This window comes from Pseudomonas sp. LBUM1652 (assembly GCF_059716105.1).
This window is the reverse complement of the sequence record NZ_CP166804.1, coordinates 5728832-5742705: the sequence shown is the minus strand read 5'-3', so window position 1 is coordinate 5742705 and position 13874 is coordinate 5728832. Positions and strand designations below refer to the sequence as shown.

9 protein-coding genes and 1 tRNA gene are annotated in these 13874 nt (G+C 58.1%); 1 reads left to right on the top strand and 9 read right to left on the bottom strand.

Annotated features, from left to right (window positions below; translation table 11 throughout):
- Window positions 1-7 precede the first annotated feature (7 nt).
- The 9 genes from ACA069_RS25990 to rpsU form a co-directional block, all read right to left on the bottom strand.
- Window positions 8-1690: a flavin monoamine oxidase family protein gene (locus ACA069_RS25990; protein ID WP_187680848.1), complete on the bottom strand. Its 1683-nt coding sequence runs from the start codon at window positions 1688-1690 to the stop codon at window positions 8-10.
- Window positions 1691-1896: 206 nt separating this feature from the next.
- Entirely contained in the window at window positions 1897-2358 is a 462-nt protein-coding gene (locus tag ACA069_RS25985; protein ID WP_187680847.1) for an Lrp/AsnC family transcriptional regulator, read from the bottom strand.
- A 327-nt stretch (window positions 2359-2685) separates the two neighbouring features.
- The gene (locus tag ACA069_RS25980; RefSeq protein WP_187680846.1) at window positions 2686-3234 is read right to left on the bottom strand and encodes a PBECR2 nuclease fold domain-containing protein; all 549 of its coding nucleotides are present in this window, start codon (window positions 3232-3234) and stop codon (window positions 2686-2688) included.
- 192 nt (window positions 3235-3426) lie between these two features.
- The gene (locus ACA069_RS25975) at window positions 3427-3723 is read right to left on the bottom strand and encodes a DUF3077 domain-containing protein (RefSeq protein WP_497615470.1); all 297 of its coding nucleotides are present in this window, start codon (window positions 3721-3723) and stop codon (window positions 3427-3429) included.
- A 374-nt stretch (window positions 3724-4097) separates the two neighbouring features.
- Window positions 4098-4174, bottom strand: a tRNA-Ile gene (locus tag ACA069_RS25970).
- Between the two features lie 15 nt (window positions 4175-4189).
- Complete coding sequence (locus ACA069_RS25965; RefSeq protein ID WP_497615469.1) at window positions 4190-7936, bottom strand: EAL domain-containing protein; 3747 nt, start codon at window positions 7934-7936, stop codon at window positions 4190-4192.
- A gap of 126 nt (window positions 7937-8062) precedes the next feature.
- Window positions 8063-9910: an RNA polymerase sigma factor RpoD gene (rpoD, locus tag ACA069_RS25960; protein WP_187680843.1), complete on the bottom strand. Its 1848-nt coding sequence runs from the start codon at window positions 9908-9910 to the stop codon at window positions 8063-8065.
- A gap of 67 nt (window positions 9911-9977) precedes the next feature.
- Window positions 9978-11942: a DNA primase gene (dnaG, locus tag ACA069_RS25955; RefSeq protein WP_497615468.1), complete on the bottom strand. Its 1965-nt coding sequence runs from the start codon at window positions 11940-11942 to the stop codon at window positions 9978-9980.
- 485 nt (window positions 11943-12427) lie between these two features.
- Window positions 12428-12643: a 30S ribosomal protein S21 gene (gene rpsU, locus ACA069_RS25950; RefSeq protein WP_002551877.1), complete on the bottom strand. Its 216-nt coding sequence runs from the start codon at window positions 12641-12643 to the stop codon at window positions 12428-12430.
- A gap of 199 nt (window positions 12644-12842) precedes the next feature.
- On the opposite strand from rpsU, the gene tsaD reads away from it, so the two are divergent.
- Window positions 12843-13868, top strand: coding sequence for a tRNA (adenosine(37)-N6)-threonylcarbamoyltransferase complex transferase subunit TsaD (gene tsaD, locus ACA069_RS25945; RefSeq protein ID WP_187680841.1), 1026 nt, complete (start codon window positions 12843-12845; stop codon window positions 13866-13868).
- The last annotated feature ends 6 nt before the right edge of the window (window positions 13869-13874 follow it).

Here is a 13874-nt window from a genome sequence, read left to right as displayed (position 1 = left end):
ATTCCTCTTACTCGGGCAGGGCGATAGGGCCGATGTCTTTGAACACATCACCCGGGCCCGGGTTCTCTTTATGTGTAGAACCGCCGAAATGTTTCATGATCCCCCACACCGCGTTGAGCGACGTCTGCACCGCGCCCTCAACCCACGCCGGCGTCCACGACACGTCGTCGCCGGCGATGAAAATCCCGCGTTGCTCAGCGGGCATGTCGTCCTGCATGAAGTGCGCGTACATCCGCTGGTTGTAGCGATAGTGGCCGGGCAGGGCGCCCTTGAACGCACCGAGGAAGTGCGGGTCGGCTTCCCACGAGACGGTGATCGGATCGCCGATGATCCGCGCGGCGATGTCGACTTTCGGGTAGATCTTCTTCAACGCGTTCAACGCCAGTTCCACGCGTTTTTCCACCGGGTGCGGGAGCATCTTCAACGCATCGCTCATCCACGAGTACGACAGGCAGATCACCCCCGGCTTGTCGTCGCCGTTGTCGAACAGATAGGTGCCACGGGTCAGGCGATCGGTGAGGGTCATGCTCATCAGGTCGCGGCCGGTTTCCGGATCCTTGTCCTTCCAGAACGGCCGGTCGACCATCACGAAAGTTTTCGACGATTGCATGTAGCGAGTACGGTCCAGCGCCATCCACATCTTTTGCGAGAACAGGGTTTCGTCGCATTCGATCTGCGTGGTCAGCAGCCAGCTCTGGCAAGTGGTCAGCACGGCGGCGTATTCGCGGGTGTCACCGTTGTTGTCGGTGACGGCGAAGCGGCCATCGGGGGCGTGGGCGATTTTCTTCACCCCGGAGCGCGGCGCGCCACGGTGCAGGGATTTCAGGCTGGTGCCTTCTGGCCAGTGCACGCAGCGTTCCGGCACATGACGCCAAATGCCTTGCGGCACTTGTTCCACGCCGCCGACCACCAGGTGCTGATGATCGTCGCAGTTGGTCATCACTACGCGGAAGATTTCCAGCATTGAGTTGGGGAAGTCAGAGTCCCAGCCGCCGGTGCCGAACCCCACCTGACCGAACACTTCGCGGTGATGGAACGACAGTTTGGCGAAGGCTTTGGAAGTGGCGACGAAATCGTAGAACGTGCGGTCGTCCCACAGCGGCACGAGGGTGTTCCACAGCTCTTTCAGGCGCGGTACATCGCGATCGCGGATGGCTTGCTGGATATCCGCGAACTGCGAGCCAGCTTCCAGTGCGTCTGCCCAGGCGTCAGCCACTTCCTGAAACAGTGCAGGAAGATCCGCCAGTTTCTGTGCGTAATGGGTTTTGCCTTCCAGATCGATCACGGTGCTGCCGGAGGCCGGCGTCAACGGGTTGGGGAAGGGCTTGGTTTCGAGTCCGAGTTTGTCGACGTAGTGATAAAACGCGGTGGACGATACCGGGAAACGCATGCCGCCGAGTTCAGCGACGATACCGTCTGTGCCGTTGAATGCCTGGGAACGCAGACGGCCACCGAGTTTGGAAGCCTCGTACACCACCGGTTTCAAGCCAAGCTTCATCAGTTCGTAGGCGGCGACAAGTCCGGCAATGCCTGCGCCGACAATCGCCACTTCGGCACCATGATTATGTTCAGGAATGCTGCCGAGACCGGCCGGGTGTTCGATCCAGTCGTCAAAGCCGAACGGGAAGTCCGGGCCAAAAATGGTGATTGGCTTCTTACCGTCTGCAGGATGGCGATTGTTCTTGTTCATGGCTGACCTTGCTGGCGACCCGACGCGGAATACGCGTCTGAGTATAGGAAAAGATGCCAGCCATTCTAGGGAGCGTAGAACACGTTAATAAGACGCAAAGTGTCGTCGTTTTGCCATTATTTTGATCAAAGTGACGATTCATGGCTTCATTTCGATCACTGTAGGAGCCAGCCTGCTGGCGATGAGGCCCTCTCAGCCACGTGTGATCAAACCGGCTGTCCCCGATCAATCTTGCTGCTCAGGATGATCGAAGTCGTCGTCTTCTCCACCCCATCCACACTCCCGATCTGATCCAGCAACTGATCCAGTTGCTCTGGCGAATCGGTACGTAACCACGCCACATAGTCAAACTCGCCACTCACCGCACACAACTGCTGCACCTGCGCCATCGCACTCAAGCGGCGCAACACCTCTTTGCCAGAACGCGGCTGCACCTTGATCCCGACATACGCCTGCAACCCGCCATCAACCACGCGTTGCCCCAAACGCACGCCATAACCGGTGATCACTTTGGCCTTTTCCAGCCGTGCAAGCCGCGACGTCACGGTGGTGCGGGCGATGCCCAACTGCCGGGCGAGCATGGCCACGCTTTCGCGGGCGTTGATTTGCAGGGCGGCGATCAACTGGCGGTCGATTTCGTCAAGCGCGGGTGGGCGGATGTCTGGCAAGGGGTGCTCCATGGGGCGCGGGTCTCAGACTTGGCATGTTACAGGCTCAACCAGTGAATCGCTTGCGAGCGGATAATCGAATGGTTTTGTAACCCTCAAGAATTTTTTCGCCCGCTCCAAATGCCTTGAATACATGCAATCCAAAAATGGGTTGACTTGCCAGGTGTCTTTATCAAAAATACCGACAAGAGCGCGAAATCTGCTGCCTTGCAGGGCTTTAGCAGACGTAGGTACCTCAGCGATGCTGCAACATCGGTGTAAGGTGAGACCTCTTCATCCCATTTCCTGAGGATGCCAATATCAGGATTCAAATACTCAAGGGCAGCCTCATAGCTGCCCTTTTTCTTTGTCTTCAAGAACGTATCGCTTGTATAAAAGTTTGCCTTGGCGATGCTTGTTCATTGCTCTGGCCGGCGCATGCATGAAGTTCCAGAGAACATGTCCGTTTCTGACATCGACCACGACGAGCATGTCATTTTTTGCCTCGTAGGCGTTGATGAATGCCAACCGATATTCGCCGTTATCGTAAAGAATTCGCCAAACTTCGAAAGGTCCAGTTAGCGTATCGATAGCATGTCGGACATACCGCTCTCGAGAGTCTGGGCGTTTTTCGACAATATGGGCGAGCTTGTCTCTCCTGACCGCAATGTTTCCGATGGGTGTGAGGATGGTGATAGCCAGTAATGCCTCGTCGACGAAACCAAAGTAAGCCAAGAGAATTTTCAGGGCTCCGTCTGCGTCTTCAGCTCTTTTTATCTCATCGATTGCGGCTGAGCGAAGCTCCCTGGCCAGCGTTCGCAGATCGGGTAAAGCAAGGTCGATCCATGTCTGCTGGCCAGCCGCTTCCTTTATCAGTGGCGCTGCAGTCACAATCATGAAAGTAATCCCGGGCGAATAACGGCGTCCGGAGGTTACTTCTTCGGATTAAAAACCAACAAGGTAGAAAACTGAATGAAAACATAGCTTCGGAAAACTCCTACAGAACCCGGGGTTATCTTCCGAAAATATACCCACAGCGAGAGTGAATCGACGACGAGCAAACTCGAAAAAGCTACGCGGATACTCGGCTTATTTCGATGAAGTTTGTTTTGGATAGCTAATGACCTTCACCACATCATCAATTACCGCTTTGCTCATCGCCGTGAGGAAATAAGCGCCCCAGGCATAACGGTCGGTTTTTTTGTCGTAGGCGGCGTCTTCAGCGAAGGCTTTGACCAGAAACAGCAGGTCGGAGGCTTGAGACAGGGCATCGCCAATCGGGACGCCGGCGCTGACATGGAAGAGGGGTTGGTTGGAGCAGTAGATGAAGGGGGTGAGGCCGATTGTTGTCAGGTCTGAAGGGTGGGGCAGTTTTGTTTCAGTCATAGTCTTACTCCTGGTATGAGGAGCCGCCACCATCTCTTCCATTGATATGGGTGACAGCTGTGCGCAGGTTGGAAACCGGGAAACCGAACCAATGAAACCGGCACGTCCGAGGACGTCCCACGCACAGCCGCCATAACTTTGATCACAAGTCTGGATGCTGTCGGTTTCGATTTCATCGGGTTTCCAAGCCCGGCCGCTGATGAGCAGCGACGTCTTGAGAGTATCCCGTCAAAGAAAAGCCCAACAAGCTCCAAACCGCCTCAAACCACAGCTTCGGAACTTGCCTACAGCCTTCGCGGAAGTCGTCCTGCGAAGTCAAACCGTACCAAACCATCACCCAAGAAAAAGCCGCGCATTAAGCGCGGCTTTCAATTTGGTGGGCCCACACGGACTTGAACCGTGGACCAAAGGATTATGAGTCCTCTGCTCTAACCAACTGAGCTATAGGCCCTCAGTAGGCCGCGGATTATAGCGACGGTTTCTCGGCTGTGCTATCCGAAAAATCCGATACGGCAATACGCAGAAACGTTGCGGCGAATTCTTCCGGCGGTAGCGGCAGGCTGACGATGTAGCCCTGGATCTGTTCGCAGCCTTCGGCGGCAAGGAATTGTTGTTGTGCCTGGGTCTCCACGCCTTCGGCGATCACGGTGAATTGCATGCTCCGGCCCAGGGCGATGATGGCGCGGACAATCGCCGCGTCGTGGGGGTCGTCGGGCAGTCCGCGGACGAAAGACTGGTCGATTTTGAGGATGTCCAGCGGCAGGCGTTTGAGGTAACTGAGTGAGGAATAGCCGGTGCCGAAGTCGTCGATGGCCAGTTGCACACCGAGGTGTTTGAGCTGGTGCAACACCGCCAGGGCCTCTTCGGCCTGACTCATGATGAAATTCTCGGTAATTTCCAGTTGCAGTAAATCCGGCCTGAGGCGGTTTTCCTTGAGCAGTTGCTCGATGCGCCCGAGCAGATTCGGCTGGCGCAGTTGGGCGCCGGCGAGGTTGACCGACAGCGGCCCGAGGCTTTCGTAGATCTGGTTCCATTCGAACATCTGTCGGCAGGCGGTCTCCAGCACCCAATCGCCGATCTGCAAAATCATTCCGTTTTCTTCGGCCAGTGGGATGAAGTGCTCCGGCGGCACATCGCCAAATGTCGGATGACGCCAGCGGATCAGCGCTTCGGCGCCGACCAGGCTGTGGTCGTCGAGGCTTATTTTCGGTTGGTAGTAGAGGCGCAATTCGTCACGTTCGATGGCCCGGCGGAGCTCGTGCTCCAGTGCCACGCGTTCGCTGGCCTGGGCGGTGAGGTCGCGGGTGTAACTCTCGACGCGGTTGCGGCCCTTGGCTTTGGAGCGATACATCGCCGCATCGGCGTTTTTCACCAAGGTGGCCACGTCACAACCGTCGCGCGGGTACAGGCTGGTGCCGATGCTCGCGCTGATGAAAAACTCGTGCTCGCCAGCCTGGAACGGTGCGCCGAAACAGTTGAGCAGTTTTAGTGCGATGTTGTCGGCATCGCTGGCTTGCTGCAGGCCGGGCAGCAGAATAATGAATTCGTCGCCGCCCAGTCGGGCGACGGTGTCGATGTCACGCAACTGTTCTTTCAGGCGCACGGCGATGCCTTTGAGCAGCAGGTCGCCAACCGGATGGCCGAGGCTGTCGTTGATGTGCTTGAAGCGATCGAGGTCGAGAAACAGCACTGCGCCCTGACCGCCATTCTCCTGCTGACCGTTCAGTGCCATCAGCAAGCGGCTTTCGAACAGCGTGCGGTTCGGCAGGCCAGTGAGCGGGTCGTGGTGAGCCTGATAGTCGAGTTTGGCCTGCGCGTGTTTGAGGCTGGAGATGTCGGCGAACACCGCGACAAAGTGGGTGATGAATTTGTCGCGGTTGCGCACGGCACTGATGGTCAGCCAACTCGGGTACAGCTCGCCGTTCTTGCGCCGGTTGGAAATTTCGCCTTGCCAGTGGCCTTCGTCGGTCAGTTGGTGCCACATCGCGGCATAAAATGCGCTGTCGTGCAGCCCCGAGGCGAGCAGGCGCGGGGTGTGGCCGAGGGCTTCGCTTTCGCTGTAACCGGTGATTTCAGTGAAGGCCCGATTGACCGCGCTGATGTGCTGCTGGGTATCGGTGATCAACACGCCTTCGGCGGTGCTCTCGAATACGGTCGCGGCCTGTTGCAGCTTTTCCTGCATCAGGTGGCGTTCGGTGATGTCGCGGGCGATGGTCAGCATGCAGTCTTCTTCGCCGATCGGCAGCGGGCGGCTGGATACTTCGCAGAGCCGAATCTGCCCGTCGCTGCGGCGGATATGGCAGGTGAAATCGCGGACGAAACCATCGCGGTGCAACAGGTCGAGCATCTGTTTGCGTTCGTTGAGGTTGACCCAGATTCCCAGATCCAGCGTCGAACGATCCACCGACATGGCGCTATTGAACCCGGTGATGCGGCTGAAACCTTCGTTGACCTCCAGCAATAAGCCGTCGTTCTGGCGCGACAGCAGCAAGCCGTCCGGCGAGGCATGAAATGCCTTGGCGAATTTCTCTTCCGAGGTTTGCAGTTGCTGTTGGGTTTCTTTGAGCTGGGTGATGTCGCGCACGACCACGACCAACGCTGGCGTGGTGTCGAGGTCGAACGGTTCGGCGGAAATCAGGCCGGTGAACACTTGGCCATTATTGCGACGAAAGGGCATCTCCAGGTTGCGGATGCTGCCGGCCTGCAAACGCTGCAACAGCCCCGGACCCACGCCGGGTATGCCCCAGATATTCAGGTCGGTGGCGGTCTGGCCGATGACGTCTTCGGCTTTGAGGCCGATCTGTTCTTCAAAGGCTTTGTTGACCTCCAGCAGACAGCCGTCGGACAAGCGCGCGATCACCAGGATGTCCGGACATTGCTGGAATACCGACGCGAACTTCTGCTCCGACAGGCGCAGCGCTTCTTCGGTGCGCTTGGTTTCGCTGATGTCGATCATCAACCCGCGCATCACCGGTTCATGACCGTGTTCGATCAGGCTGACGATGTCTCGCACCCACAGACAGCGACCATCTGCGGTGATCACCCGGTAATCGAGGCTGTGATCGCGCCCGGCCAGTACTTCGTGATCGCAGAAGCTCTGGGCGCGGGTCAGGTCCGCCGGGTGAATGATGTTGCGCCAGAAGCCCGGAATCAGCCAATGCGACAGTGGATAACCGAGCAGGTCCTCTGCGTGCGGCGACACATAGCTGTAAGTGAAGTCACTCATCCGCGCTTCCCACGCGATGGCGGACAGGCTCTCCACGAGGCCCCGATAGTGGTACTCGCTGCTGCGCAGTTCCTGTTCGAGGTCGATGCGTCGCGCAATCTCTGAGCTCAGGCGCCGGTTGATGCGGATCACCACGGCCAGCACGATCATCAGTAGCAGCAGGCCGGGCAGGCCATAAACAAGCAGATCATTCCAGAATGTCCGATGGTCGAGGACGTTGCCGACCCAGTGTTCTTGAATACTGCTGATTTCAGCAGGGGTCATGTCTGCCAGAACTTTGTCCAGAATGCCCACCAGCATCTTGTTATCGCGCGGTACGGCCATCGCCAGTTGATAGCGATACGGGGTTTCGCCGCTGACGTAGAGGCCGTCGAGCTTGAGTTGGCGAAGGCTCCAGACGCTAGAGGCGAGGTCGCCGACCACCGCGTCCACTTCGTCGGTCGCCAGTGCCTGCAAGGCTGAGCTGACGTTGGGCATGGCGACCAGATTCAGGTCAGGGTGGTGGGTACGCAGGAGTTCATGGGGCGCGTAGTTTTCGACCACGGCGATCTTCAGGCCGTACAGATCGTCAAGTTTGCGCGGTTGCGCGCCACCGATGTGCGCGAGGATGACGATCGGGAAGTCGAGGTAGGGCCGGGTAAACGACAGGTAGGTCTGGCGCTCGGGTGTGGACATGATCCCCGGCAGCAAGTCGATCTTGCCCTGTTTGACCTGCTCCAGTACCACCGTCCAACTCACTGGCTCGATGGGCGTAAGTTTGATCGCCAGTCGCTGGCGTATCACGTCGATATAGTCAGCCGCCAGGCCCTGATAGCGGGCCTGGTCGTCGCGAAACTCGAAGGGCGGCCACGACGCATCTACACCCAGTTTCAAGTCCGGGTGAGCCGCCAGCCAGCTACGTTCTTCATCGGTCAGAGTCAGCGCGTCAGCCGTTGCGGTCCAGATCATCAGTGACAGCAAAAAAAGCACGGACGCCAGTCTGGGCATAACGCTCTCGTTATGGCACGGGGGTGATTGTTTCGAGTGTAGACGGGGTATGCGGGGGAGGGGTGGTGCGAGGAATTTAATCTGCCATATAAACAAAACCCCCGGCCTGGGCCGGGGGTTCTGGTATCACTCGTCGAGGAAGGAGCGCAGATGCTCGCTTCGCGTCGGGTGGCGCAGCTTGCGCAGCGCCTTGGCTTCGATCTGACGGATCCGCTCACGCGTTACGTCAAACTGTTTGCCCACTTCTTCGAGCGTATGGTCGGTGTTCATGTCGATACCGAAACGCATGCGCAGTACCTTGGCTTCACGGGCAGTGAGGCCGGACAGGACTTCGCGAGTCGCTTCTTTCAGACTCTCGACAGTGGCGACATCGATTGGCGACTGCATGGTCGAGTCTTCGATGAAGTCACCCAGATGGGAGTCTTCGTCATCACCGATCGGGGTTTCCATGGAGATCGGCTCTTTAGCGATCTTCAATACCTTACGGATCTTGTCCTCAGGCATTTCCATGCGTTCGCCCAGCTCTTCCGGGGTCGGTTCGCGACCCATTTCCTGCAACATCTGCCGGGAAATGCGGTTGAGCTTGTTGATCGTCTCGATCATGTGCACCGGAATACGGATGGTGCGGGCCTGGTCGGCGATCGAGCGAGTGATCGCCTGACGGATCCACCAGGTGGCATAAGTCGAGAACTTGTAACCACGACGGTATTCGAACTTGTCCACCGCTTTCATCAGACCGATGTTGCCTTCCTGGATCAGATCGAGGAATTGCAGGCCGCGGTTGGTGTACTTCTTGGCGATCGAGATCACCAGACGCAAGTTCGCTTCAACCATCTCTTTCTTCGCGCGGCGGGCCTTGGCCTCACCGATCGACATGCGACGGTTGATGTCCTTGATCTCAGCGATGGTCAAACCGGTTTCGGTTTCCAGCGCCGTCAGCTTCTGCTGGCAACGGATGATATCCGGCTGAACACGGCCAATGGCTTCGGCGTACTTGCTCTTGCCTTTGGCCAGAGCGTCGGACCAGCTTTCGTCGACTTCGTTGCCCGGGAACTGACGCAGGAAATCGGCGCGTGGCATACGTGCATCACGTACGCACAGTTGCATGATCGCGCGCTCTTGCTGACGCAGACGATCCAGGGCACTGCGAACACGCTCGACCAGGCCTTCGAATTGCTTCGGTACCAGTTTGATCGGCATGAACAGCTCGGCCAGAGCCAGCAACTCGGCAATCGCTGCCTTGTTGCTGCGGCCGTGCTTTTTCAGCGCCTTGCGGGTGATTTCCATCTGATCGGACACAGCGCCGAAACGCTGGGCAGCGATGACCGGATCCGGACCGCTTTCGGCTTCTTCTTCGTCATCGGAAGATTCGGCTTCGTCGTCGTCCTCGGCGTCGTCAGCCTTGACGGCTTTCGGATCGACCGGCGGCGGCACTTCTGCCGCAGGCGGCGCAATGCCGTCGTCCGGGTCGATATAACCGCTCAGGACGTCGGACAGGCGGCCACCTTCGGTGGTGACGCGAGTGTACTCGGAGAGAATGTGGTCAACCGTGCCAGGGAAGTGCGCGATTGCGCTCATCACTTCACGGATACCCTCTTCGATACGCTTGGCGATTTCGATTTCGCCTTCACGAGTCAGAAGCTCGACCGTACCCATTTCACGCATGTACATGCGCACAGGGTCAGTGGTGCGACCGATATCGGTCTCCACCGCTGCCAGCGCGGCTGCTGCTTCTTCCGCAGCGGCCTCGTCGGTATCGGCGTCGGCCAACATAAGGGCGTCCGCATCCGGAGCACTCTCGTGTACGGGGATCCCCATGTCGTTAATCATGCGGATGATGTCTTCCACCTGCTCAGGATCTGAAATATCCTCGGGCAGGTGGTCGTTGACCTCGGCGTAAGTCAGATACTTCTGCTCACGACCCAGTTTGATCAACTCAATAATACGAGACTGCTGTTGCGCTTTTCCGGACATAACACCCTATCCACTGAAGGTCTTGGCGGGCAAAAAACAAGCCGAGGATTATACCTGAGCTATGACCTCACGCGCCAGTTGAGGTCGGGTTTGATGCGGAAACATTGCGACTTAGAAGGTCGCGCAGTTGATTTTTCTCTTCAATACTCAGTTCGCTTTGACGCGCTTTCCTGAGCAACTGTTCCAGATTTCGCTCGCGTTGGCGGGCTGACAAGCTAGTAATGGTGTCGAAAAACTGTTGTTCAAGGTTATCTCCATCAATCAGCCATTCCTTTTCTGCCAGCGCCTTGAGCAATCGGCCCTGTTCAGTGCCGTGCCATCGCGCGATCAGTTGAAATGAGTTTAGCTTGGGATTCTTCTGTACGGCTTCGAGCAGCGCTACCAGCAGCTGCGCGTTGGTCTGATTTTCGTCCGCTATGTGCCCGGCGTCTTCGACGCGCTCGGCCAATTGCGGGTGATGAAGCAGTGTGCGCAGTGCCGTCAGGGTTGGCGACTCGACGCCAATCGGCGTCCGTGGACGCTGCTGATCGCGATCGCCGCCACGCTTGCCGTTCTTGTCCCAGGGTTTCTTGTCCCATTTCTTGCCGCCGGCGCCGGGTTTCTTCGGCGTCCATTCCTGCTGCGGCACGTACAAATCCTGTGACTGCGGCTGATGGTAGTCGCTGTAGTCCGGCATTGCGTCGTAATCGATGCTCGGATCATAGGCGGGCGGTGCTTCCTGCGGCGCGCTTTGAGCGAGCTGGCTGACGGTTTCACTGCTCAGGCCGGTGATTTCGGTCAGGCGCTGACGCATCAGGATGCGCAGGTTGGCGCCCGGCACTTTGTCGATCAGCGGTGCGGCGAGGGTGGCCATGTGGGCCTTGCCTTCGAGCGAGCGCGGGTCGGCTTCTTCGGTCAGTTGCTGGAAGAAATAATCTGCCAGCGGCTGCGCATGCTGATTGATTCGGGCCTTGAACGCATCGGTGCCTTCGGCGCGAACCAGGGTGTCCGGGTCTTCGCCTTCAGGCAGAAACAGGAATCGCGCACGGCGCCCGTCTTGCAGGCATGGAAGTGTTGCCTCCAGCGCGCGCCATGCGGCGTTGCGGCCAGCCTGGTCGCCGTCGAAGCAGAACAATACGTTCGGAACGACGCGGAACAGACGTTTTAAATGTTCTTCGCTGGTCGCGGTGCCCAGCGTCGCGACGGCATTGCGCAAGCCCTGTTGGGCGAGGGCGATGACGTCCATGTAGCCCTCGACGACGATGATTTCGTCGAGGTTTCGGTTGTTCTTGCGCGCTTCATAGAGGCCGTAAAGTTCCTGGCCTTTATGGAAAACCGGAGTTTCCGGCGAGTTCAGGTACTTCGGCTTGTCATCGCCCAGCACGCGGCCACCGAAAGCGATGATGCGCCCGCGCGTGTCGCGGATCGGGAACATCACGCGATCGCGGAAGCGGTCATAGCGTTTGCCGGTTTCGGCGTTCTCGATCAGCAAGCCGGCGTCGACCATGGCCTTCTGTTGCAAAGTGTCGCTGCTTAAGTGTTTGAACAGGTTGTCCCAGCCGGGTGGCGCAAAGCCGAGGCCGAAATCCCGAGCGATCTCGCCAGTCAGGCCGCGGCCCTTGAGGTAATCCACCGCAGCTTTGCGCGATGGGTGGCTCTTGAGTGCCTGCCGATAAAAGTCGGCGGCTGCAGTGAGCAAAGGGTATAGCGGCGAATCGGTCGGTTGTCGCGGTTTGTGCGCGCGGCCGCTTTCTTCGCGGGGGATTTCCATGCCGGCGGCTTTCGCCAGATCTTCGACTGCCTGGGGGAAGTCCAGGTTGTCGTGGTCCATGAGGAAGCCGAGGGCATTACCGCCAGCGCCGCAACCGAAGCAGTAATAGAACTGCTTGTCGGGGCTGACGCTGAAAGACGGGGTTTTCTCTTTGTGAAACGGGCAGCAGGCGGTGTAGTTTTTGCCTGCTTTTTTTAGCTGCACACGCGAGCTGACCACGTCGACGATGTCGGTGCGGTTCAGGAGGTCGTCAATAAAGCTCTGGGGAATCAGCCCGGCCATCGCGTTCTCGTCGTCTGCGCTGTAATGAGTCCGATGCGAAGGGCGGCCGGACGCGGGTCGTTGTTTGAAGCACGCAAAATGTGCGGCTCGACCGGTGTCGTCTGCATAATCGCTGTCGGGAAGTGTATCTGCCGAAAATCCACTGACGTTAGTACCAATCAGCCTTCGACTATTTGAAAGTGTTGCGCTGAATCCGCTGACGGCCGGTTAATGGCCTCGGATAGCTCAATAAAGCGGGCACGCATGCAGGTGCCTTGGGCTGATCGTCGTGAGAGGAATCAGTGGGTGTGCTCGTCAGTAGCCTTTAAAGGCTCGTCAGAAAAGACGTGCACCGCTGGCAAAAGAGCCAGGTCTGACGCGTGAAGCAGATTTGTCTTGGTCGCATGTGCGGCTTTGACGGTGAAGCATCAAGCGTTTTACGCAAATGCCATTAGCCCGGCTGAGAGCCGGGCTTAGGCAAGAAGCTTGCTACGAACGTCTGTGTATTAGTACAGACGAACGGCGCGGCGCTGTTCGCGCTGAACTTTCTTGGCGTGACGCTTAACAGCGGCTGCTGCTTTACGCTTACGCTCAGAAGTTGGCTTCTCGTAAAATTCGCGGCTACGAACTTCAGCCAGTACACCGGCTTTTTCGCAGGAGCGCTTGAAACGACGCAGAGCTACGTCGAAGGGTTCGTTCTCTTTAACTTTGACGGCTGGCATCCAGAGCTACCTTCATTCATTACCGGGGTCAACATCCTCGCGGCAAAAGAGCACTTGAAGACGTCGGTTTTTAAGGGTTGCGGATGTTAACCCCTCATCGCTCGGAATGCAAAGCCTCTGATCGAAAACCGCTGGCCGGGGCATCACGCGGCGACTATTATGCGCGCCTTCGAAGTCAGCCTAAACAAGGCGCAAACCCATGCTAGTACTGGGATTAGAAACCTCCTGCGACGAAACCGGCGTCGCATTATACGACAGTGAACGCGGCCTGCTGGCCGACGCACTGTTCAGTCAGATCGACCTGCATCGCGTGTATGGCGGTGTGGTGCCTGAGCTGGCCTCACGTGACCACGTCAAGCGCATGCTGCCCTTGATTCGTCAGGTGTTGGCCGAGGCTGACCGTGTGCCGACCGAGATCGATGCGATCGCTTATACCGCGGGTCCTGGCCTGGTTGGCGCTCTGCTGGTTGGTGCTTCCTGTGCTCAGGCGCTGGCGTTTGCCTGGGGCATTCCGGCACTCGGCGTGCATCATATGGAAGGTCACTTGTTGGCACCTATGCTGGAGCCAAAACCACCGGAATTCCCGTTCGTCGCTTTGTTGGTCTCCGGCGGTCATACGCAGCTTGTTCAGGTCGATGGCATCGGCCAATACACCTTGCTTGGCGAGACGCTCGACGATGCTGCCGGCGAAGCGTTCGACAAAACCGCGAAGATGATGGGCCTCAATTACCCAGGCGGACCGGAAATTGCCAAGCTGGCGGAGAAGGGCGCTGCAGGACGTTTTACTTTTCCGCGTCCGATGTGTGATCGCCCTGGGCTGGATTTCAGCTTCAGCGGTCTGAAAACCTTCGCCCTCAACACCTGGCAGCAGTGCGTCAGCGCCGGGGACGACAGCGAGCAAGCCCGTTGCGACATCGCGCTGGCGTTCCAGCAGGCCGTGGTGGAGACTTTGACCATCAAGTGCAAGCGTGCCCTGAAACAGGCGGGCATGAAGCGTCTGGTCATCGCGGGTGGCGTCAGCGCAAACAAGGCTTTGCGTGTTTCGCTGGAGAAAATGCTCGGCGACATGAAGGGCGATGTGTTTTACGCCCGTCCCGAGTTCTGCACCGACAATGGCGCGATGATCGCGTTTGCCGGTTGCCAGCGTTTGCAGGCCGGTCAGCAGGAAAGTCTGGCGATCAGCGTGCAGGCGCGCTGGCCGATGGAGCAGTTGTCGGCGTTGTAATGGGCA